At 61.6% G+C, this 22755-nt stretch carries 19 protein-coding genes; 6 read left to right on the forward strand and 13 right to left on the reverse strand.

Annotated elements, in window-relative coordinates:
* Positions 1–56 precede the first annotated feature (56 nt).
* Positions 57–719, forward strand: a complete 663-nt coding sequence (locus ACP2YP_RS29030; protein ID WP_426419669.1) for a TetR/AcrR family transcriptional regulator — start codon at positions 57–59, stop codon at positions 717–719.
* 83 nt (positions 720–802) lie between these two features.
* Here the strand turns inward: ACP2YP_RS29030 and ACP2YP_RS29035 are convergent, their stop codons facing one another.
* A complete protein-coding gene (locus ACP2YP_RS29035; protein WP_426419670.1) occupies positions 803–1174 on the reverse strand; it encodes a hypothetical protein in 372 nt (123 codons plus the stop codon).
* A gap of 653 nt (positions 1175–1827) precedes the next feature.
* Between ACP2YP_RS29035 and ACP2YP_RS29040 the strand changes: the two genes are divergently transcribed.
* Both ACP2YP_RS29040 and ACP2YP_RS29045 read left to right on the forward strand, forming a co-directional pair.
* Complete coding sequence (locus ACP2YP_RS29040; RefSeq protein ID WP_426419671.1) at positions 1828–2511, forward strand: DUF2092 domain-containing protein; 684 nt, start codon at positions 1828–1830, stop codon at positions 2509–2511.
* Positions 2511–3185, forward strand: a complete 675-nt coding sequence (locus ACP2YP_RS29045) for a hypothetical protein (RefSeq protein WP_426419672.1) — start codon at positions 2511–2513, stop codon at positions 3183–3185. The genes ACP2YP_RS29040 and ACP2YP_RS29045 overlap by 1 nt, the downstream gene beginning before the upstream one ends.
* 89 nt (positions 3186–3274) lie before the next feature.
* Here the strand turns inward: ACP2YP_RS29045 and ACP2YP_RS29050 are convergent, their stop codons facing one another.
* From ACP2YP_RS29050 to ACP2YP_RS29080, 7 genes are all read right to left on the reverse strand, one after another.
* Entirely contained in the window at positions 3275–4282 is a 1008-nt protein-coding gene (locus ACP2YP_RS29050) for a helix-turn-helix domain-containing protein (RefSeq protein ID WP_426419673.1), read from the reverse strand.
* Between the two features lie 111 nt (positions 4283–4393).
* A complete protein-coding gene (locus ACP2YP_RS29055; protein WP_426419674.1) occupies positions 4394–5110 on the reverse strand; it encodes a TetR/AcrR family transcriptional regulator in 717 nt (238 codons plus the stop codon).
* 13 nt (positions 5111–5123) lie between these two features.
* Positions 5124–5495: a hypothetical protein gene (locus ACP2YP_RS29060; protein ID WP_426426297.1), complete on the reverse strand. Its 372-nt coding sequence runs from the start codon at positions 5493–5495 to the stop codon at positions 5124–5126.
* 77 nt (positions 5496–5572) lie between these two features.
* Positions 5573–6217, reverse strand: coding sequence for a hypothetical protein (locus ACP2YP_RS29065; protein ID WP_426419675.1), 645 nt, complete (start codon positions 6215–6217; stop codon positions 5573–5575).
* Positions 6174–7232, reverse strand: a complete 1059-nt coding sequence (locus ACP2YP_RS29070; protein ID WP_426419676.1) for a cytochrome d ubiquinol oxidase subunit II — start codon at positions 7230–7232, stop codon at positions 6174–6176. Before ACP2YP_RS29070 ends, ACP2YP_RS29065 begins: the two co-directional genes overlap by 44 nt.
* 390 nt (positions 7233–7622) lie before the next feature.
* A complete protein-coding gene (locus tag ACP2YP_RS29075) occupies positions 7623–8135 on the reverse strand; it encodes a helix-turn-helix domain-containing protein (RefSeq protein WP_426419677.1) in 513 nt (170 codons plus the stop codon).
* 197 nt (positions 8136–8332) lie between these two features.
* A complete protein-coding gene (locus ACP2YP_RS29080) occupies positions 8333–8731 on the reverse strand; it encodes a response regulator transcription factor (RefSeq protein WP_426419678.1) in 399 nt (132 codons plus the stop codon).
* Between the two features lie 217 nt (positions 8732–8948).
* On the opposite strand from ACP2YP_RS29080, the gene ACP2YP_RS29085 reads away from it, so the two are divergent.
* From ACP2YP_RS29085 to ACP2YP_RS29095, 3 genes are all read left to right on the forward strand, one after another.
* Positions 8949–9587 (forward strand): response regulator transcription factor, encoded by a 639-nt coding sequence (locus ACP2YP_RS29085; protein ID WP_426419679.1) that lies wholly within the window; start codon positions 8949–8951, stop codon positions 9585–9587.
* A 694-nt stretch (positions 9588–10281) separates the two neighbouring features.
* Positions 10282–10512, forward strand: a complete 231-nt coding sequence (locus tag ACP2YP_RS29090) for a hypothetical protein (protein ID WP_426419680.1) — start codon at positions 10282–10284, stop codon at positions 10510–10512.
* A gap of 269 nt (positions 10513–10781) precedes the next feature.
* Positions 10782–11033, forward strand: coding sequence for a hypothetical protein (locus ACP2YP_RS29095; protein WP_426419681.1), 252 nt, complete (start codon positions 10782–10784; stop codon positions 11031–11033).
* A 161-nt stretch (positions 11034–11194) separates the two neighbouring features.
* On the opposite strand, the gene ACP2YP_RS29100 is transcribed toward ACP2YP_RS29095, so the two are convergent.
* The 5 genes from ACP2YP_RS29100 to ACP2YP_RS29120 are packed head-to-tail and all read right to left on the reverse strand — an operon-like array spanning position 11195 to position 22743.
* Positions 11195–12214 (reverse strand): ABC transporter permease, encoded by a 1020-nt coding sequence (locus tag ACP2YP_RS29100; protein WP_426419682.1) that lies wholly within the window; start codon positions 12212–12214, stop codon positions 11195–11197.
* Entirely contained in the window at positions 12211–13002 is a 792-nt protein-coding gene (locus tag ACP2YP_RS29105) for an ATP-binding cassette domain-containing protein (protein WP_426419683.1), read from the reverse strand. The genes ACP2YP_RS29100 and ACP2YP_RS29105 overlap by 4 nt, the downstream gene beginning before the upstream one ends.
* A gap of 10 nt (positions 13003–13012) precedes the next feature.
* Positions 13013–14032 (reverse strand): substrate-binding domain-containing protein, encoded by a 1020-nt coding sequence (locus ACP2YP_RS29110; RefSeq protein ID WP_426419684.1) that lies wholly within the window; start codon positions 14030–14032, stop codon positions 13013–13015.
* A 22-nt stretch (positions 14033–14054) separates the two neighbouring features.
* Entirely contained in the window at positions 14055–16406 is a 2352-nt protein-coding gene (locus ACP2YP_RS29115) for a PAS domain S-box protein (RefSeq protein ID WP_426419685.1), read from the reverse strand.
* Positions 16407–16443: 37 nt separating this feature from the next.
* Positions 16444–22743, reverse strand: coding sequence for an ATP-binding sensor histidine kinase (locus tag ACP2YP_RS29120; RefSeq protein ID WP_426419686.1), 6300 nt, complete (start codon positions 22741–22743; stop codon positions 16444–16446).
* Between the last annotated feature and the right edge of the window lie 12 nt (positions 22744–22755).

Raw genomic sequence — 22755 nt, forward strand, 5'->3', positions numbered from 1 at the left:
GAGAGCCGTGTCAAGCAGGAATTGAACACGCACAGACTCGTGATCGGAGATCGACGATGATGAAGAAGAAGAGTCCGAAACGGGGCAGACCGCCCAAGGATCTGGCCGGAGATGTCCAGACGCGGATCCTCGACGCGGCCGAGCACCTGTTTCTTCAAAAGGGCTACCGGAGCGCAAGCATCGACGAAATCTCCGAGATGGCGCCGGCAAGCAAGCCCACCATTTATGCCCACTTCCCCGGCAAGGAGGCGTTGTTCGCGGCCGTGGTGTCGCGCAAGATCAACGGATTGACGCGGTTCGAAGGGTTCACGCCCGAGGGCCGCACGATCCAGGACAAGCTGATGAGCCTCGGGGCGACGATCGTCGAGAACTTCATCGAGGAGTCCCTCGGTATGGTGCGCGCGACAATTGCCGAGGCGGAGCGATTTCCGGAGTTGAGCCGAAATGTCGGCGATGCCGGGCGGGATCGTTCGGTGAAAGCCGTCTCGCGGCTTTTGAGTGAGGCGACTCAGAAGCTCGCGCGTACACCCAAGGGACCTTTTGGCGATAAGCGCAGCCTCGCAACCGCTCAGATCTTCTTGGATATGATCCTGCTGCCGATGCTGTTTCGTTCCCTGCTTGGGGAGACACCGAAAGAGCTGAGAAAGGAGTTGCCAACGTTCATGCGGGAACGGGTCGGCTTCTTCCTGGCGGCCTGCGAGGCGGACTGGCCGCACTAGCGCCCTTGCTGTTCTTTCGCGGTGGCGCTTAAAAGGGCCACCCGGCGGCTTCCAATGCAAGTGTTGCCGAACTCGAGAGCTCGTCAGCGCGACGGAAGGCTCAGCAATTCCCGACGGCAGGCCTCACCGAAGTCGCGCAAAGGGTCGATTTCCTTGTCCAGGGACGCGGCCAGTTCGGCAAATGTCGGGTTGGGCGCCAAGTAGGTCTCGATGATCAGGCGCCCGGTCCTCTCCGCGGCCGAGACCACGTCATTGCTCGAAACGATCCTCATTCGCCCAATGAGCGCATGCAACCTGACCAGTTCGGAAATCTCGGATTCATTCCTGACCAGCGCGTCGGCGTAGAGCCGGGATGCTTCCTCGACGAAGCTTCGGTAGAGGCTTTCGCGGCTGGAGAACGAGCGGAGGTGATGGCGCTCGCGCATCTTGCGGCGCTGGGCGGCCCATCCGCTCACGATGCTGGAGACCGCTCCAAAGGCCGAACCTCCGAACGCCGCCAGGGCGGGAACGTACATTGTGCTCAAGTGATGACCCCACTCATTGCTTTGACGGACCTGATATAAACTATACAGTATAGTGTATATATGAAGGAATGAAACGTGTCAACGCAGTTGTCTTTCCGCGTGACGATCCGTGGCCGTGGTGCGTCGCTGCAGAGCAGGTCATGCCGGCACCCGAGATCACGGGCTTGTCAAGACCGGCGTGTCGCGCACAAGCGCAACTGTCGCGCTCAGACACGCCGCTGATCGTCCAACGACGTACCCGTGAGCGCCGCCGCCAGAGCGAGGCGCACAGGCGCTCTCAATCAGAGCCCACTCCTCCTCATGCGGCTGAACTGCTCCACAGAGGTTGAGCAGCTCGAAACCTGATCAACAACAGGAGACACTTCGTGAAGAATGTCACACGCCGCGGCCGACCTGAGGGTCAACTCGCTTCATCCGGGCCCCGCCATCGAACACCCGACGAGCCCGTCGTCGCAAGCCAGGGAGTCTCCCTGACCGTGCGGGCGAGACATGCCGTTCTGCTGGGTTCAGTCGGCGCGTTCGCAGGCTTGGCCGCAGCATCGACGGCGCGGGCCCAGGAGGCACCACCGCCGGTCAGGCCGCCGATGAGCCAGGAAGCAGACGCCGCCATCGCACAGCTCGACGATACCCTTGCGACTCCGGAACTGTCGTTCACGGCAAAAACCATCAGGGTTTACCTCGACGAGTTCGGGCAACCGCTTCACATCTTTCATACAATGAAAGTCACGATGCGGCGTCCCGATCGGATCAAGATTCAGGTCAGCGGCGACGACGGTGCGCAAGACTTGTTCTATGACGGCAGGTCTGTCGCCATCTCCACCCCCGAGGCCAATACTTACGCGATGCTCTCCGCACCCGGTGGCATCGCAGCAGCCGCGAACGAAGTCCTCGACAAGCTCAAGATCGATTTCCCGCTGGTCAACTTCTTTGCGGCCGGAACCGAGCAGTCTCTCTTGAATGGGGTTGTCGGCGGCTGGCAGGTCGGAATGGACAAGGTCGACGGCGTCGAATGCCGGCACCTGTTCTTCTACAAGAGAGGCGGGACCGATCTGGAATTGTGGATCGAGAACAACGCTTCGGCCGTGCCGCATCGTCTCATTCTCACGTACCGCCTGCTTCCCGGTCAGCCGAGCTTCACGGCGGAGTTCACCAACTGGGACACCCGGCTCCGTGCGGCCGACTCGGCATTCGCCTTCCAGGCTCCCGCCGGAGCGAAACAGATCGACCTCACGCCGGTCAATGCGTCGACCCAGCAGGGGAGGCCGTGATGAGGCGATTGGCACTGAGCCTTGCGGGTCTTCTCGTTGCTGTTGCAGCGGGTCCGGATCTGGCCTTTGCGCAATTTCCGGGCGGGCCGCCGATGGGCGGCGGCGGTCCCCCGCGGCCACCGATGGGCGGCGGCGGTCCCCCGCGGCCACCGATGGGCGGAGCGCCGCGCCCGCCCATGGGCGGACCGCCACGTGGACCCATGGCGGGCGGTCGCCCGCCCGGCCTGGCAGCCGGTGGACCGCGCGGTCCAGGACCGGCGAACATCAGGGCCGGTGGTCCCATCGGGAATGGCAACATCGCTGCCCGTGGTCCCATGGGCAATGGCAACGGCAATGTCGTCGGCTCCGGCAACATCGCCGCCAACCGCGGCGGTAACGTTTATGCCGGCGCGTATTATGGCGGCGGTTCCGGTGACGGCGGTTACGGCTCTGGCTATTACAACCGGGGCTGGGGCGCCTATGCGGCGGGTGCCGCGACCGGTGCCGCGGCCGCATCGAGTTACTCGAATTCGGGCTACGGCTCTGGTTATGACAATGGCTCTGGCTATGGCTCCAGCTCTGGCTATGGCTATGGCTCCGGATATGATCAGCGCTCCTACGACTCGAGCGGCAATTCGCGCTCATATTATGGGCGCGGCAGCCGACGCTCGTACTATTCGAACGACTGTCAGTGACACGACGACAGATCACCCCGGTTCGCACAGAACCGGGGTGACCTCCAAGCTGATGCTGAAGCGATCGGCGTTCGCGAGCAGGCAGCCGGTCAGCGCTGGTGCGCTGGATCGAGCCCGAGGCGCGCGCGATAGAGCCGCGGCGACATTCCGAACTGCTCCTTGAACAGCCGGCTGAAATGAGAGCTGCTGTTGAAGCCCCACGACAGGCAAATCTCGGTAATCCGGTGGCTCGCCTCCCCGCCGTTGCGAAGCGCATCTGCGCAGCGGCTCAGGCGCCGACCCCAAATATAGCGTGACACCGAGCCCGCGGGATCGCGCGCGAATGCACGGTGAATACCGCGTACCGAGATCCCACAGCCATCGGCAATCTCGGCGACGGCAAGGCCGGGATCGGCGAGATGGGCCTCGATATAGGCCTTGGCCCGGGAGATCAGGACGTCGCGGCAGGTCGACGCCGAAGCAGGCGCCCCCACCTGCTCACGCAGGGCCTCCCAGGCCATCGCCGTGACCGCTGTCCGCAGCGCCTCGCCGCTTGCCGGCGAGATGCGTCCCATTTGATCAAAGATTTCGCTCAGAGTTCTTTGCAGGACGCGCGAGACCCCGATTTTTCCGTCAAGACGCGTGGTCGATCCCTCGCTGAGCAGGCGCTGCAGCTCAGGATCGGACGGCCGGGACAAGGTAACAGAGAGGAACTCGATCGAGCCTGTCATGGCCCAGGTTTCGACCGGAACAAGCGTATCCCAGACGCTCCAATCTCCGGGATGAAGAACATACGAGATTCCGTCCTGACGGACCCGAGCACTCCCGGCCGATTGAAAACCGAGCACGATCGGCGAAGGCAGGTTCGCGTTCGCGTAGCGCAACGAGCGCGCAAAATAGTGTGGCGTCGCAGACGTCTTGAACAGAACAGCATCGCCCAATCCACCGTATTCGAGCCTGGCCTGAAATGCCTGGCCCGCGCCCGGCACGCAGCGCGTGATCTCTTGATCGCGAAAATCCGGCGAGACCCGGCCAACGCATCTGCTCAGTGCGTCTTCCCATTGCGTGATCGGGCCGACAGGATTATCGACCTCGACAGAAACAACGTCTCGAGACACGTGACGGATCCTTTTCGGCGGCACCATGCAGCATCCAGAATATATACTATACGGTGTATTTTATCAATCCCTTGCGGTTTGTGACTTGAGCTGTGCGTCCTGCGCAGCCAGTCACCTCCCCTCTTTGGAATTGTGAACCAGATTGACGCCCGTAGAGAGGGCCACCTGTTGGAGCCCGTTCGGCATCTGCAAGCTCTCCTCCGTCGGCTGTAGATCAATCGCCTCTCCGGGAGCTGCGGAGCACAACGATCGGGCCGAGTAGTCCATCATCTCATCGAACGTTGGCCGAATAGTGCATGCTGTAATCCGCAATGGGCTGAGATACGCGTCCATGGCTTCAAGCAAGCAACAGGCAAGCGTCATCGGACTGCCCTGTCGAACCTCACTCGCGTCCTGTCCAGCCGCGATAACCGGCCGCACGATTCCCCGGATCCGGTCCGCGTGGGACAAGGTGATTGGCCAGATCTCGCGCGCCGCCAGGCCCAGTAATTCGTGCAGCTTGCTGTCGTTCGCCGCCCTGTCTGCATGCAGATCGGAAACTGCTTTCAATGCCGCACTCAGACACTGCAGTGCCGAGCCGCCGCCGCGAGCTGCGTGTGCGGCAGCCACAGACACTTCTTCCAACAGTTTCGTCACAACCGCTTCTTCGATCGCCTGCTTCGATGGAAAGAAGCGGTACACGTTTGCGGAAGACATCGAGGCGCGGCGAGCGATATCGGCGACCGTGGTCTTCTTGTGACCGATATCGCGGTATAGCCGAATCGCTGCCTCTATGATCCGAGCACGGCTGAACGACGCTCTGCCGCGCTTGCTGATTTGTTCTGGCATTTCTATTCGATCCTTAACGCGACGGAACGGCTTGCAATTCGCGACGACAGGCCTCACCAAACTGTCGCAACGGATCCATCTCGTCGATCAGCTTCGGCAGATCGACAAGCGACCGGTTAGGCGACAGGTAGGTTTCGAGGATCAGGCGGCCCGCATTCTCTGCGGCGTGAACCACCTCGTCGCTCGAGACTATTCTCATACGGCCGACCAGCGCATACAGATTGACGAGCTGTGATATTTCGGACTTTTCGTTGACGAGCGCATCCGCATAGAGCCGTGATGCCTCCTCGATGAAACTTCGATAGAGCTTTTCGCGCAGGGAAAATGCGCGGGCATGGCCGCGCCGGCGGGCCTTGCGCCGCTTGGTAAGCCATCCAGTCAGCATGGTCGACACCGCTCCGACAGCCGATCCTCCGAAAGCGGCCAAAGCCGGAACATACGTTCTATCCACTGCATCGGTCCTTAACTCTCGCGCCGCGGTTGGCGCACATTCGAAAAACGCGCCCGGATGTGTGCGCGTCTGGGAAGCGGCAAGACAGATAGCCCCCGCACGTCGCGGGCGGGATGGATGAGCATGCCTGCGATTTGCGCGCTCCCGGATGGATTGGACCGCACATGTGCGGGGTGAGCGAGACGACGCTCGGCCAGACCAAAAGCGTGCTGGAGGTTCAGAACGATGTCCTCAGGATCGAGCAAGACAATCACATGCTTCGCAAGTCGGGCGAGCGCATTGACGCGCTGACTGCCCTCGTTCAGAAGGACCGAGCCCGTTCCCGCAACCCCGAGCAATGCGCGCGCGATCACGAGATGAACATCGGCAGGCGCTGCGAGCGAGCCAGCATCCGCAATGCCGCCAGTGCCGGCGATCTCCGGCACCATCGAGCAGACGAACTTCGCCCGAGCGATCCTGCCGCGAACAGGCTGGAGGACATCGCCGCGATCCGGCGGCTCAATGAGAATTCCGCCCATGCGCTCGAGGCTCTGCTTGAAGACGGCGAGCAACGCGTTGCGCCAGATCTCGTCGAACAGCGGCACTGCACTAAGAGGCTGCTCAGCCTTTTCGTCATCCGCCGGAGGCGCGGAAGGTGTCTTCTGGCGGCAGCTCATTTCTCTTCTCCACGAGGGCAGGTAACGCCGAGGTTCGTTTGCTGGGGAGGAGCCTGCATCGGGAAAGATCCAGGACGTTACGATCGGCCGCGGCATAAGCGAGAAGCGCCGGGAGCACATTCAGGCCGGCCAAGAAGACGAAGGCGAGCCTGGTGGGCGGGGCAGCGGCGTCTTCGACGCTCAGTGCGAACGGGATCATGTGCGGCCAGAACGAAACCGCAAGCGTTCCGAAACCGGCTACAAAGATTGTCACCGCCATGCACAACGGCAGCCGGCGCCGCTCATGGCGAGCGGTTACCGCCAACAGGAAGGCGGTGACGGCACCTGTTGCGGGGATCACAAACAGATAGGGCCGCTCCAACCATCGGCTCATCACCTCAAGGTCCACAAGTGCGTAGAAGAACAGGAAGATAAAGAAGGCGAACAGCCCTCCCGCGAGGCCGGGAAGCATTTGGCGCGCTTGCTCCCGGACGGGTCCTTCGCATCTTTGAAAGATGAAGCACGCACCAAGCAGGCCATAGCCGAAACAGAGACCGACCCCGGAGAGCAAGGCAAAGGGGCTCAACCAGCCGAGCGCGCCGCCTATGTAGTGGCCCCTGTCCACCGCGATGCCCTCGACGAGAGCGCCGACCATCATGCCTTGCATGAAAGCCGCCACGAGGCATCCGCCGCAGAACAACATATCCCAGATCCTGCGAACGCGTGCGGCCCTTTGACGGAGATCGAACGCTATGGCGCGCAGGACGAGGCCGGCCAACACCAGGAGAGTGGGGACATAGAACACCGAGTACAGCACTGCATAAGCGATCGGAAATGCGGCCCACAGCGCAACGCCAGCAGTGATCAGCCAGAGTTCACTACCAGCCCGCACCGGAGCAACAGCGCCCAGCATGAGCTGTCGCGATCTCTCATTCGGGCTCAAGCCAAGTAATATCCCCACGCCGAGAACAGAGCCGTCCAGGAGCACATAAAACAGGAGATGGATCGCAAGCGTGACAACCCAGAACATGACCATCGCTACCCTCCTGCGGCTTTGAATGAACCCGAACGCCGGTGCACTCATTGGGATCGGACAGGCTGAGGGATTTTCCTGTCTTCCCGACCCGGAATTCTACTGGACGCCGGTATGGACTGCTAAGCGTTGGCTTAACGCGGGCCACCGTCGTCTTCGCGAGCGATCACTGCGCAAGCTCGGACAAAAAGAGGGCCGACAGCAAAATGCTGTCGGCCCAAGTGACCCGTCGGTGTTGCGTCCATTCGCGGCACGAACGCCGGAGCGTCTCGGGAGGAGAGGCGCTTTTCGGGTCTTGTGTCGAACCCGGCGCCGATCGGCGGAACAGCGCGGGTGAATTCGACGGGGTCAACGTAACAGGGCTGGAATCTCGCCTCTTGTCCGGAATTGTCGTCAACTTGCTCGCAAGCGACGGCCTCTGAAGCCTTTCATTTCAACGGGAACCTTGCGCGAGCGGCGATAGTCGCATGGCGACATTCCGACATGCTGACGAAAGCGCCGGGCGCAATGACTCTGATCGGCAAAACCCGCCGCAAGCGCGATCTCCGATAGCGCCATGTCGGTGCCTGACAACAGTCCCATGGTCAGTTCGATGCGTCGCCGAATCAGATAGTCGTGCGGCGTCACTCCCAGCGAACGCTTGAATGCTCGCACGAAGTAGCAAACCGACAGGTTGGCGAGCTTGGCCAGCAGCTTGACGGTGATCCGCTGTCCGATGTGCCCCTCGATATAGTCGCGTATCCTTCGCACGACGCTGGGCGCGAGGCCCCCGCGCGCGTGGACTGTTGGCGCCGTCGCGCCGCTTTCGGCGCTCCGGACGTGCAGGTCCCGTGGAACCATCTGGTGGTTGATGGCAAACCGGCCCAGGCTCTGCGCACGGCCCCGCTCGTCCAGAATCGGCATCATCACACGCTTCCTTCTGATCTGGCTGTCGTTCGGCTCGATGCGAAGCCCAAGGCTCAATCACGAGCCCGGACATGTTCGGCTTCGCAACCCTGAATAGCGCAATGATATTCTCGAAGGCGGTGCGCACAAGTAAGCCAAAGCAGCAGCGGCTCGCGCGTTGGATTACTGATGTTCGAACCAGGCGGGTGAAGGAGCCTCTATGACGCCTGCCCCGGAGATTCGCCGGAACGGACGGCCGAACCGAGACATCGTTCAAGATGATCGTCGTCCACCGGTTTGCTGAGATAGCAGACGACGCCTTCCTTCAAGGCGCGGTCCCGGACCACCTCGTCCGGGTATGCCGTCACCAGAATTGTCGGGATCTTGTAGCCCGCATCCCGGAGATGCCTGTGGAGTTCAGGCCCGGTCATTCCAGGCATGTTGACGTCGGCGACCAGGCACGCCGTCTTGGCGACAAAGGGTGATGCCAAAAAGCTCGCTGCCGATGGAAACGACTCGGCCGTATAGCCGAGCAACGCGATCAACTTCTGCATGGACTCGCGAAAAGGCTGATTGTCCTCGACGATCGCGACCAACTTCGGCTTCTGTTTCGGCATTGCGGCTTCCAGGCAGTTGCCCCGCCGGCACACTCCGCGCCTGCATGCAACTTGCAGTCTCTGTCCGGAGCCGGGAGAATGCAATGCCGGTGGCCCTAAGCCATGGCTTATGCTCCCCCCCACTCGCTCAGGCAGGAAGGCCTGTTCTTGGCGCCGAACTGTGAGTAAGATCAATTCGCAAGGGACAAGAGCTATCCTCAAAACTTCGGGTGCAGGGATGCTGGATACGACCCCCAATGTCCTGATCATCGATGATGATGCCGAGTTTCGCGACTCGGTTGGGCGGCTATTGCGAACCGTCGGACTGAAGACTCAGCAATTTTCATGTGTATCTGATTTTCTGAGTGCCGATCACATTTCGGACGTCCCGACCTGCCTCGTGGTCGACGTGAGAATGCCGGGGCGAAGCGGCCTCGACCTTCAAAATGAGCTTGCCGCAGCTCACCGAAACCTCCCGATTATCTTCATCACGGCGCATGGCGACATTCCGATGACGGTGCGCGCGATGAAGGGGGGTGCCATTGAGTTTCTGACAAAACCGTTTCGTGACCAGGATCTTCTCGATGCTATTTCGGCGGGGCTCGCGCGCGATCGTGCGCGCCGGGAGAGCGAGAAGGCTCTTGAAGGACTTAAGGAACGTTTCGACACGCTCAGTCCACGCGAACGCGAGATCATGATTCAGGCAACGGCCGGGCGCCTCAACAAGCAGATTGCCAATGACGTCGGCATCGCCGAATCGACGGTGAAGGTTCATCGGACCAATCTGATGCGGAAAATGAAAGCCCGCTCCCTTCCCGAACTCAGTCGAATGGCGGATGCGCTCGGGCTTGCACCGGAGAAGCCGCCGCGCTCCTGACTCAGTCGATCGAGCAGTCTCGATGCAAGGCCGTGGCTCGCCGCACCTCCAAAACTTGTTTGCTTGTTTGGGCCGCAAATGCAGTGGACTGGAGGCCTCCCCCCACCTCCACCCTCCTAAGCGTTGGCTTAGCTTGGCGAACCCACAAGCGAACCAGGCGGCACTTCGGTCCAATGGACCGCTACGCCCAATGCCGCGATCCTGACCGGGTGTACTGCTTCGCGCTCGACTGCGAGCAGCTCGAACAACTCACCCTAGAGGAGCCGCCCGATCATGACATTCAGATACAGCTCTGGCTCGTTCTTTGCGACTGTCGCCCTCGTTTGCAGCACAAGCGTTTTCGCGCAGCAAAACCGGGGTACGGCCGAGCAGCAGGCGGCCTGCGCACCCGATGCCTTCCGACTGTGCAGCAACTACATTCCTGATCCGACCGACGTTGCAAGCTGCCTGCGGCAAAGGCGCTCTGAGTTGAGCGGAGCCTGCGGAGCGGTCTTCGATCAGGCTGACCGCGCGACTGAAACCAGAGTGAGATCGAGACGAGCCAGAGACTACTGACCGACTGCAATGGTCAACCGAGCGCAAGCCTTTGCAATCGGCGAGGAGTTGCGCGCGTGAGAACGGAACGTGGCACGCCGAGGTTGGCGCGTTCACCGTTCATGTTGAGGACCGATATTCCGGTAGGATGAGGCTGCATATGAGAGTCAAGCTCTGCGCCCGCTGCCCGTATTCGCCGCAAGATTTGGCGGACCACTACGACGCAAGCTCCAGCTCTCACCTGTGCGTTCGCTGTGACGGTAAGACGGCAGCAAAACTCAATATTCTCATCGCGACCAATGGAGAGGCAAAATGTGCAACGGCAACGAACGCCTTGAATACCGCGAGCAAGGCAAGGCCTGCGCTCTATGCGGCGGAAAGTTTGGCCTGATCCGGTATTATTCCTGGCGGACCGCTCTCTGTTCCAAGCAATGCCTCGCTCGCTCGAGAGCGCGCCGCGAACGCGATCTGCGTTGGTTGTTTCGCGTTCCCGCCTCGCCAAGCTTGGACGCGACCAGCATGGGCCTGCAACAATCCTGATACCAGAGGCTGCGCCTTGAAGCGTGCTTGCAGGGGTCCCGCATCAAATCACCGTTCCGCGCCGTCGCCCGCTCTCTCTCCGGCCGACACCGTCAATTGCTTCGCATTGGGAGGCACGACATGAAGTTCGTCCTGGTCAATGGCAGAACTCCGCTCCGCACCATGTTCTGCCTGCAATGCTGTAAAAAGATCAGCGGCAGCTATCTGCGCGAGCTCAGGATGAGTCTGCCCTACTGCGACTACGAATGCTATGCGCGCCATTGCGAACTCGAAGTCCGGACAATGGGCGCGCGCGACGGCTGCTTTACGGTTGCAGTCACTCACCCCGGCGTTTCTGTCGGCGCACGCGTTGATGACCTTGGAAGGAGGTGACAGCCAACTCGTCGACCGAAACCGCGTGGCGGCCGCGCTCACCGCGGCCCGGAAGCACCGAACCAGCCCCCGAGCCGCTTCCGGGATGCGGGTGCCGCGGCCGCCACACTGGCCCTCTCGCGCGCCCATCATCGCAACCCCGCGTTAAAGTCTGCCGCGACCTAGCGGTAGCGCGGCTGATTCCAGCGATGACCGATCAGGGCAAGGATGATGATGACGCCATCGAAGAACTGGACGTAGAAGCCTGAGAGCCCGGCACCGACCACTCCGGTTTGAATGAAAGAGACGATCAGGGCACCGATCGCCCCGCCGACAACCGTACCGACCCCACCCCAGGTCGGGGTGCCGCCGACGAATACCGAGGCGAGCACCGGCAGAAAATAACCTTCGCCTGCGGTCGGCCACCAGGTGAAATTGATGAGGGTTGAGAAAATTCCTGCAAGCGCGGCCCCCAGTCCGACGAAGATGAAGGTCTTGACCCTGACCCAATCAACGTCGATCCCCATTTGTCGGGCGCTGTCCGGATTATCGCCGACGATCTTCACCTGGACGCCGAAACGGTGCCGGTTAAAGAGCAGTGAGGCGAAGATAACGAAGCCGAGCGCCCAGATCGCCTGCGCCGGTACGCCGAAGACAATGCTGGAAAACACTCTCCTGAGCGAGCTCTCGCTCAATGACGTCAACGCGATCGGCATGCCCTCGTTGGCAATCTGGATCAGGCCCCGCAGCACGAAATTCATGCCCAGCGTGGCGACAAGCGAGGACAGGTTGAAATACACGACGATCGACCCGACGATGAGCCCAACCATCATTCCGGCGACGATCCCGGCGGCGACGCCGAGATAGGGCGTAAATCCTGCGTGGACGACCAGCGCGAATATCCAGGCGGCAAAACCCATCGTCGCAGGAAAGGAGAGATCGATTTCTCCGGCTGTCACGACGAATACGAGCGGCACGACAAGAAACAGCGCGACCGGCAGCGTCGTCAGCACCGAACGGTAGATGCTCCACTCGGAAAAGACGCGCGGGTTCGCAGTCAGGAAAACAGTCATCATCACGACGAAGACTGCAAGTGTTCCGAGTGGCGCGCGATTGACTTCGATGAATCGCCGTACTGGATGCTTGAGGATGGCGGCGGCTGGGCTTGCCTCAGCTGCCTCGGGGCCGAGCAGCGCGGTCACCGGTTCGCCCCTGCGTCGGCGACGGACTGAGCCAAGCACGTCGGCGGCCGTGCCACCTCCTCCATGAAGGCGATGAGCGCGTCGGCCGAGGGCAGCGTGGCCCGGCCGACCTCGAGCACGACCGTGCCGCGATCGAGGACAATGAACCGGTCCGCAACATCGTAGACGTGGTGGATGTTGTGTCCGATGAACAGGACCGAGCGTCCTGAGGCTTTGACCTGATGCACGAAGCGAAGCACCTTGGCCGTCTCAACGAGCGAGAGCGCGGCTGTCGGCTCGTCGAGGATGATCAACTCGGCCTGATTGTAGATGGCACGGGCCATGGCAACGCCCTGCCGCTCTCCGCCGGACAGCTGCCCGACGATCGAGCGCGGCGAGAGCAAACTTGAGGTGAATCCGATCTCTCGCATCAACCGCTCGGCCTCGCGCATCTCCTTGCCGAGTTTCAACCACCCGCAAGGACCGGTCAGTTCGCGCCCCATGAAGATATTGCGGACGACCGACTGCTGCATCGCGAGGGCACGATCCTGGAACACGGTCTCGATGCCCGCTTGACGTGACCGTGACGCGCTCCAGTCGGTCGCCAATTGTCCGCGAAGCAGGATTTCGCCCGAGGTCGGCTCTACGACGCCGGCGAGTATCTTGATCAAGGTGGACTTCCCTGCGCCGTTGTCCCCGACGAGGCCAACGACCTCGCCCTTGCCGATGCCGATGTTGACGCCGCTCAACGCGCAGATCCGTCCGAAGAACTTGCTGACGTTGCGAAGCTCGACTATCCGTTCGGTCATATTGCCTTCCTCACCTCACACCTTCGGTGGCGAGCTTGGCTATCTCCTTGTAATTGTCGGGAGTTACGAAGCCAGCGCCAGTGTCCACGCTGATCGGCGTGAAACGGTGAACAATCTGCTGGCAAAGGCTGAGGATCGGCAAATAGCCCTGCAGGAACGGCTGCTGATCGGCGGCAAGCTGCACCCAACCGCCCTTGAAACCCTCCACCACCTGCGGGCTTGTATCGACGCCGAAATTGAACACCTCGCCCGGTTTCTTGCCCGCGGCCTGCATGAAGGCGGGCACATTGCCGAGCATCTGGCCGCCCCCATAGCCCACCGCCTTGACCTCGGGATACCTGGCGAGGGCAGCGGTGATTACCGGCAGTGCAAGGTTCGGATCGGCGGCCCACCCCGGCTGCGAATTGATCTTGACGACCTTGACGCCCGCCTCCTCCATCGCCGCAATGGTCGCGCGTTCGCGCGCGCCGCGGTTCTCGTTCTCGAACGGCCCTTGCATGAAGGCAACATCGCCGGCCTTAAGGCCCGCGCGCTTGACCACCTCCGCCCCGAGGGCGCGGCCGAGCTGCGCGACCTGGGCACCGATATATCCACCGCCGAACCTGGCGATGACCTTCGGCACCGGCACGTTCTGATACATCATCTTGATGCCGGCGCCCGCGGCCTCCTCGGCGAGAGGCATGACTGCGGCGTCGCCCGGGTGGCCCATCATGGCGATGCCGTCAGGCTTGACCGCGACCGCCTCGCGCAGCTGCTGGATCATCCGCTCGACGTCCCAGCCGGAGAAAATGTAGTCGACCGTCGGCCCAAGGTCACGTTCGGCTTGCTTGGCGCCGTTGTAGACGACAGTGCCGAACGAGTCCCCTTCCGCACCGCCGACGAAGAAACGAAGATGCACACCCTTGCACCATTTGTCGCGGACCTCCGCGCGTGCCTGCGTCACGGACCAAATCAGCGCGAAGCCACTCGCTGTAGCAAGCAAAACCGCGGCAGAAGCAGAGATTGTTCGACCATTTTGTCGAGCCTTCATGCCTTTCACCTCACCCTCCCACTCACTCCAACGCAACCGCTTGCTGTGCTCCCGACTTGATGTCAGGTGTGTTGTTATCCGGCAGGCAGCCTTCCGCTCCGGCGGCCGTTGTCAAGCTGGCAATTTCCGGGCTCTCAGTGACGGCCGGCAGGCTGAACTGAAACACGGCGCCTTGAGGTTGATTGGCCTCGGTCCATAGACGTCCGCCATGGGCATCGACAATGGATCGGCAGATCGAGAGCCCCATTCCGATTCCGCCTGTCTTTGTCGTGTAGAATGGCTCGAAAATCTGATCGAAATGTGCCGCTTCAACTCCAGGTCCGGAATCGCGCACGCCGACAAGGATGCCGCCCGTCTGCCCCGGCTCGGTGCTGATCGATAGTTCTCGTAGTCCTACCTTGTCCGAGCTCATTGCCTCCACTGCGTTCAGGATCAGGTTCAGCATGACCTGTTGAAGTTGAACACGGTCGCCCCGGACGCACGCCATATGCTTCATAAGTTCGGTGTGGACCGATACTTTATTCCTGTGCAGTGCCGTTCGCACCATCACGATCACCTCGTGAATTGCCTCGTTGAGGTCAAATACGTCCCTTTGCGGTGGCGCTTTCCTGATGTGATCGCGAACGCGACCGACGACGTCCTTGGCCCGGTCGGCGTCCCTGACGACGCAGCCGAGCGCCTCCTTGACTTCGCTCAGATTTGGAGGGCTCATTTCCAGCAAGCGCATCCCCGCGCGCGCGTTATTGCGCGCGGTGCCGATCGGATGCAGGATCTCGTGGGCCAGCGACGCCGTCAACTCTCCCATGATGCTCAGGCGATTCATGTGCGCGAGATCCGACTCGAGCTGAAGCAGTCGCTCGGCTTGCGCCTGCGCGCGCCTGCGTTCGGTGACATCGACATGTGTCGTGACGATCTGGTCGATATCGCCATGCGCGGAAAGCAATGGATGGGAGGTCGCTTCGATGTGCTTGACCGTCCCACAACACACGATTCTGAACTCGATCGAACGCTCCCCCTTTTCGCGTAGCGCTTTCCGAATCTCCTTGCGCACTCTGTCGCGATCATCCGAATGGATCCGTTGCAAAACACTTTCCGCATCAGGCAAGCCTTGCAAAGGGTCAAAGTCCCAAAGGCGGTAGCATTCTTCCGACCAGTAGAGATTCCCTCCGGCGCCATAGACCGACGTGCCGGTATGGCTAAGCCTCTGCGCTTCAGCCAGATAGGCTTCGCTGCGCTGGAGCGCCTCCTCCGCCCGCTTGCGCTCGGTGACGTCGCGTACCAGGCTCAAATACCGGCGCCCGCCTTGCTCGATCAGGCCGCCGCGAACCTCCACAGGGAAGGACGTGCCGTCCTTGCGCTTGTGGCGGGTCTCGAAAGTGACCGTCTCGCCAGAGAGCATGCGCTGCCTCAGGCGCCCGATCGCGACCTCGTCGAGGGCGATGTCGAAGTCGCTTGGTCGTTTACCGATCAGTTCTTCGCGGCTGTACCCCAGGCTCTCGCAAGCCTGGCGATTGACGTCGAGAACGGTGGCATGATCATCGAACAGAAAGAAGGCGTCAGCCGCATAGTCCACGAAGGTGCGGAATCGCCGCTCGCTCGCGCGGAGCTCCTGCTCGGCGCTTCTCAGCTCCGTGATGTCGTGCAGGACGCCAAACTGCCGTAGCGGCCTCCCCGACTCGTCCCAAGTGACATCGCCGTGGCTGCGGATGACTCGCACCGCACCGTCAGGACGTATGACCCGATATTCCAATTCGTAGCGTGGCCCGCCGGAATGTAGCGCAGCCGAGGCGGCTTCCGCTGCCTTCGCCCGGTCTTCCGGATGGATCAATTCCAGCCATCGCCCATGCCAGTCCGGCAAATCGACCGGCTTCACGCCGAAAATCCGCGAAACCTCATCCGAAAGAGTCACGTGGTTGGTGGTGAAATCTCGCTCCCACCATCCAAAATGCGCGACACGCTCCGCGTTCTTCCATTTCGCGTGCACGTCGCGGAGGTCGTCCGCCGCCCGCCCGAGTCTGGTCGTCAGCGCGGTTACGACCAGCGACGTCGTCAAGAACACCGCAATTCTCTCGAGATCACCCGGAATATCGACACTGAGCTGAAACAGGGGAGGCGCGAAGAAGTAATTGAGGCAGACTGCGGCGAGGACCGATAGAACCACAGAGGCGCTGAAACTGCCCAAAAGCGATACGAGAGCGAGCAAGATCACATAGGCAAAGCCGGTCCTCGCAAGCCCAAAGCCGAGCTGAACACAGACCAGGGCGATCAATATCAGCCCGACGATGCCAAGCGCAAACTGGACAGCAACCGCGGGCAACCGGCCCCTGCGGTCTCGCGCTGTATTCATGCGAAGAAGATCCTGCACGATGCTCACGACGGCTCCCTCATGGACCACGCTGGGTGAAGGTTACTCATGGGCCGTCCGGCCCGGCGGGCAGAGTGAACTGAAAAATTGCACCCCGGGGTCGATTGGCCTCGGCCCACAAGCGGCCTCCATGAGCCGCAATGATGGACTGGCAGATCGAGAGCCCCATTCCCATTCCGCTCGGCTTGGTGGTGTGGAACGGCTTGAAAACCAGGTCGAGATGCTCCGGATCGATGCCTGGCCCGGAATCGGCAACTGCGACGAGAATGCCACTGTTGTCGTTTGGCCCGGTGCTGATCGAGAGCTCGCGCGGCCCCTCCCTTGCGGCACTCATGGCTTCCACGGCGTTCAGGACCAGATTGAGCACGACCTGCTGCAATTGAACACGATCGCCATCAACGGACATCAGACCTTGCTTCAGGCGGGTGTAGACCGTGACCCGGTGTCTATCGATTGCATGACGCACCATCACAATCACCTCATCGATGGCTTCGTTGATATCGAATGTCTCCTCTCTCGGGGGTGATTTCTTGATGTGATCGCGGATGCGGCCGACAATGTCCTTGGCTCGGTCGGCATCCCGCACCACGCATGCCAACGCCTCCATGACCTCGCCAAGGTTTGGCCGCTTCATTTCCAGGAAGCGCATGCCGGCACGAGCATTGTTCCGCGCCGTGGCAATCGGATGTAGAATCTCATGGGCGAGCGAGGCGGTCAGCTCTCCCATGACGCCCAGGCGGTTGAGATGAGCGAGATCCGTTTCGAGCTGCCGCACCCGCTCACGCTCCGCTTCGGCCTGCTTGCGTTCCGTTACGTCGATTGTGGTGCCGACAACTTCGATGAACTCGCCTGTCGCGGAGTAGGAGGGGCGGCCGATCGACCGCAGATGCTTGATCGTGCCATCCGGAAGAACGATCCTGTAGTCGATTGCATATTCGCGCTTCTGGCGTGGTCCCGCCTGGTACTTTTCCAGGAAGCTGTCGCGATCATCCGGATGAAGCCGTTGCTGCCAGATTTCGCGGCTTGGAATGCCCTGCAGCGGATCAAATCCCCAGATCCGGTAAAGCTCTTCGGACCAATACTTCGACCCTGCGGCGTTGAATGCATACGCGCCACTGTTGCTCAGCCTCTGCGCTTCCGCGAGATAAGCTTCGCTTCGCCGTAGCGCCTCTTCCGCCTTCTTGCGCTCGGTGATGTGCCGACCGACGCCGCGGTAGCCGGTAAAGCGTCCAGCTTCGTCGAACACCGGCAGCCCGGAGACCGAGACGTAGCGCTTGCCGCCGTCGGGGCCCGGACGCGCGAGTTCGAAATCCCGGAAAGGCAGGTGGGCGTCAAGGGTCTCGCGGTGCTTGCGCCATGCCTCCGCATCGGGCTCAAGATGAGGCACTTCCCAGCGCGTCTTGCCGAGCTCAGAGCCGTGGGCGGGCGCGTCAACGACCCCCTCGGCGAACTCCTGGCGAACAAAGCGATGCTGCGCGTCGCTTTCCCAGTAGACGTCAAACGAGAACTGAACGAGGGTGCGGAAACGCTCCTCGCTGGCGCGCAGCTCGCGCTCCTTCCGCTTGCGCTCAGTCAGATCGAGAACAAAGGCGACGCCCTCGGTTCTCGTGGCGTCGAAACATGCGGCGCCGAGCAGCACGGGCACGCGGGTTCCGTCCTTGCGGATGTATTCTTTCTCAAACGGTCGGCAAACCCCGAATTGGCGCAATTCTGCCAGTGTCTGCGTGTCTCGCTCGCGCCACTCTGACGGGGTCAGCCCGAATCGCGGCATACGGCCCGACACGAACTCCTCCCGGTCATATCCGAGCATCTGAAGGAATGCGTCATTGACCTCCAAAAGAAAGTCCTTCGAATCCCGCTGTGGAAGACGCCAGGTGAAGATACCGATGATGTTCGCGTCGACCAGCCGCCTGATCTTTGCCTCGCGCTCCTCCAGATCGCGGTACAGCCGCGCGTTTTCCAATGTGATCGCAGCTTGAGATGACAGGAGTTGCAGAACGGCAGTGTGTCGGGGCGAAAAGACCCCCGGACTGAGATTATTCTCGAGATAGAGCACACCCGTGAAGCTGGCTCTGTTGAGCAGGGGAACGCAAAGGACGGATCGTGCCCGGTGCTCCATGACGTACGGATCGGCAGAAAATGGCACCTGTCGCTCGGCGTCATCCAGAACAATGACCTCCGAAGTCCGCACCACGTGATGGAGCACCGTCAGTGGCAGCATTGCTGCGCTTACCGGCTCCTCCGATTGTTCAACAACGATTGCATCGCCGATCGTTCTAGCTGATGCTTTGATCCTCGGTCCGTCGCGTTGAGTAAGAATGAGCAGGCCGCGCTCTGCGCCGGCCTGCGCGACGGCCGTTTGCAGCAGCGTATCGATGAGTCTTTCCAGATTTATCTCACCTGTGACAGCCTGCGACACCTTCGTGATTGTCGCGAGATCGAGCCGCTCGACCCGTGTTCCGATCGTGCTTGTCGCGCCCGGCGCCCTTTCGGGCTCGCTCAACTGCACGTGCATTTCGTCGAGCTGCCTGACCTTGCCGTCGGCACCCCAACGCAAGTAACAGGAGCGGGCCTTGCGCAGATACAGATGCGCGATGTCCTCGAATCCGCGCGCCGCATAGAAGCGGGCGGCTCGTTCGTACGCGAGCGCTTCTTCGTGCACGAGGTCATTGGTGCGAGCCGAACGTATGGCCTGTTCGAACAGGCGTTCGACTTCGATTTCCCGGTCCTGCAAACGCGCGATCTCTGCATCGAGCAGTGCGGCGCGGCTTGCAAAATTTTCCGGGCAATGCTCGGCCCAGACCCGGAGCTGGCGCCGGTGAGCAGCCAGCTTCTTCCGATAATTGCTACGTTGGCCAGCAGATGCGAAGTCCCACAGCCCGATCAGTGCCAGCGCGGCATATAAGTGGTAGTCGGCCCGCTCGAAGATGACCGGCGACATCCAGAGTAGTCGCTCTGCGCTTGTCGCGGCAGCAAGTGCGGCCGAATAATCGTTGGAAAGGACACGTGCCTGCAACTTGCGGATCCAGTACGTGCAAGCTGCTATCCCGCGCCTTGGCTCGGCCTCCAACTGACCTTCAAATTGCCGCTCGTCGAATCCATTCTCATTGAAGCAGCCGAAAGAGGATGACAGACCGCGGAGCGTTCGGACGAACCGGATCTGTGCGGTAATAAGAGCCTCGACAAGACCGAACCCGGCGCCACGGGCAAATTTGAGCCCGGCCTCGGCCTCACGCTCCACGTCAGAAAGAGGAGTACCGGCAGCAAGGAGCTGCGTCACGAGGTTGTTCCGGCTAATCACAGCATAGGTGACGTCGCCGGTCTGCTGCGCGGCCTCGAAGACATACTGGGCAACGGGGCGCCCGCTCCGAAAGTGGTGCGGGGACGGTTTGGCGAGATTGCTGAAGGCCAGGTAGACGCGGGCCCTCAACCGCTCCATTCCAGGCGAGGCCGCCAGCTCCACACCGAGCTCACCGAAGCGGAATCCCAACTCGTAATTGCCGAAGTACAGGCTCACCACGTTGCCGACGGCCGTGTAAACATAGCAGGAGGCGTCGCTATTGCCGTGTGCCAGGCAAAGATTCCCCATGCGACAGATGATGCGGCACCGCAGCTTCTCGTCCGTGAAAAGGGCCGGAGTCACGAGGGCGGTGAGGACATCGATGGCCGCGCATGCGATCGGATCCGCCATGCTGGGCAGATCGAGCAGTGCTTCCACCGGACGGTCCCCGAGCTGCCGGCTCAACTCTGAATATTCATCTTCCACGTCCTTTGTCGTCGGATGCACCGACCAGCCGATGCCGAAACGTCGCAGGCACTCGAGGCCGACCGAAATGGCACGATCGCTTTGGTCAAGCGTCATGAACAGGTCGACGCGCAAACGCGTTACGTTCGCAAGTTCAGCGGGACTGGCGGCCCGGTCCGCGAGTTCGGCGAGACGCGCTTCCGCTTCAGCCAGCGCACCCGTGAGAAACTCGCATTCGGCTCGTTGCACCTCCAAGGCGAAGGCCAGATCATGCCGGCGCCGCCATGCATCCGTCGGCAGCAACGCCGTGCCCGCGGCAAGGTAAGTCAACGCGGAAGAATAGGCCGTGGAAAACTTTGCACGCCGGGCCGCAATCAAATTGAGCTCGGCGAGCTGCTCGCGCCCGTCGTCCGCGCTGATCAAGGCGCTTCCGCGATTAAGCTGTCCGACGATCTCGAAAACGCCCTCCTCAACCGATGTCGGTAGCCTGTCAGCGAAGAGTCGGCGGCCAATAGCGAGGTGCACCGACTGGCGCTCGCCTTCCGAGATCGACGCATAGGCCGCTTCCCGAACACGATCATGCAGAAATCGATAGACGCCGCCTTCCCGAAACAGAATCCTCGCCCGGATTGCCGGCCCGATCGTCGCGTTGACCACATCCTCGGTATCACCGCGCACCAGCACGAAGGTCGCAACAGGCGTGGCGCTGCCAAGACAGGCGAGTTGCTGGAGGGCCGTACGGGTCGCTACGGGGAGGCGGCGCAGCTTGCGCAACATGAAGTCCGCGACGTTGTCGGTATAGTCCTTGGCGCGTATCTGCTTAAGGTCCCATCGCCAGGACCCCGCGTCACGATCGAAGGCGAGCAGCCCCTCCTCGGCAAGGCCCGTCAGAAATTGGATGGCGAAGAACGGATTCCCGGCCGTCTTCGCATGCACCAGCCGGGCGAGGGCCTGGATGGGCCGTGAACGCAGCGCCTCGGCAACCATCCGGCTCACATCTTCGAGCCCGAGCGGCTTCAAGGTGATCTCCTCCACGCGTCGACCGGCTCCGACGATCGCCGCCAGTCGCGGCATCAGGGGATGTGCGGACGTGACCTCGTCATCGCGATACGCGCCGATAACAAGCAGGTGGTACATGTCCGGCTGGGCTAGCAGATCCTCGATAAGATCGAGCGTTGCTGCATCCAGCCATTGCAGGTCGTCGAGGAAGAGCACCAGCGGGTGCTCTGGCCGGGCCAACGCAGCGAGCAGGCGACGCAACGCAAGCTGAAAACGGCGCTGGGCGTCTCGCGGCGGCAGTTCCGGGGTCGGCGGCTGCGGACCGATGAGGATTTCGAGTTCGGGTACGAGCGTCGCCATCAGCGCGCCGTTGGAGCCAAGTGCTCCCATCAGCGTGGCGCGCCACGGGGCGAGATCGTCTTCGCTCTTCCCCAACAGAGACCGGATCAGGCCCTGAAGCGCTTGCGCCACGCTGGCATAGGGGATGTCACGCTTGAGCTGATCGAACTTGCCGGATGCAAACAGGCCGCGCGAGGGCACCAGCGCACGGTGCAGTTCGGCCACCAGCACCGACTTGCCGACGCCGCCCTGGCCGGCGACCACGACCAGTTCGGGCCCTCCACCGTCGACAACGCGATCGAAGGCGGCAAGCAGGCTTTTAACCTCGTGCTCTCGGCCATACAGCTTCTCGGGGATCAGCAGCCGGTCTGGTGCGTCGCGCTCACCGAGCGAAAAACGCGCGATGTGGCTATGCCGTATCCATTCGTTGAGGCAATGCCTGAGATCGTGACCGAGACCGGCAGCTGTCTGGTATCGCTGCTCCGCCGTCTTGGCGAGGAGTTTTGCCACGATGTCGGAGATCGGCCCGGGAACGCTTGCGCATCGCTCGCTCGCCGCGACCGGCTTTCGCGCGATATGACAGTGGACCCATTCCATCGGGTCGGCAGCGTTGAACGGCAACACGCCAGTTAGCATTCGATAGAACGACACGCCAAGCGCGTAGAGATCGGCGCGGGAATCGATCGACCGGTTCATTCGGCCGGTTTGTTCGGGCGCCATATAGGCGAGTGTGCCCGCGATGATTTCTGGCGGCGCCTGCGCGCGCCGATCGCGCGGCAGCCTCGACGCGAGGCCAAATCCTGCCAACCGCACCGGCCCGTTTGCGCAATTCACGAAGATGTTGGCGGGCTTGACGTCTTTGTGGATGAGATCGCGCGAATGGGCTTTTGACAGGACCCTGGCGATGTCAATTGCAAGGCGCAGGAAGATTTCGATGTCCATGGGCCCGTCGATCAGCCGCTCGAGCGGCTCGCCGCCGGGATCATCCAAAACAAGCGAGGTCCGGGCGCCTTGGCGCACGAGATCGAGCGGCCGGACCGCCCAGGTCTCATCAAGCTCATCCTTGAGATCATATTCGCAAGCGAGGCGGTCGAGGACAGCAGGCGAGGCCTGCGCCGCGGCAGGGATGGCAATCAGAACCGACTCGAAACGGCTGCTGTTTTGCGTGAGGCGCCGCCCGCGGTAGAGCGCATACTCGGAGTCCTCCCACAAGACCTGGAGATCAGTTATCTCACCAGCGTCGTGTTGAAATCGCAGATTCAAACGCCGGACTCC

This window comes from Bradyrhizobium genosp. A (assembly GCF_049949275.1).
Taxonomy (GTDB): domain Bacteria; phylum Pseudomonadota; class Alphaproteobacteria; order Rhizobiales; family Xanthobacteraceae; genus Bradyrhizobium.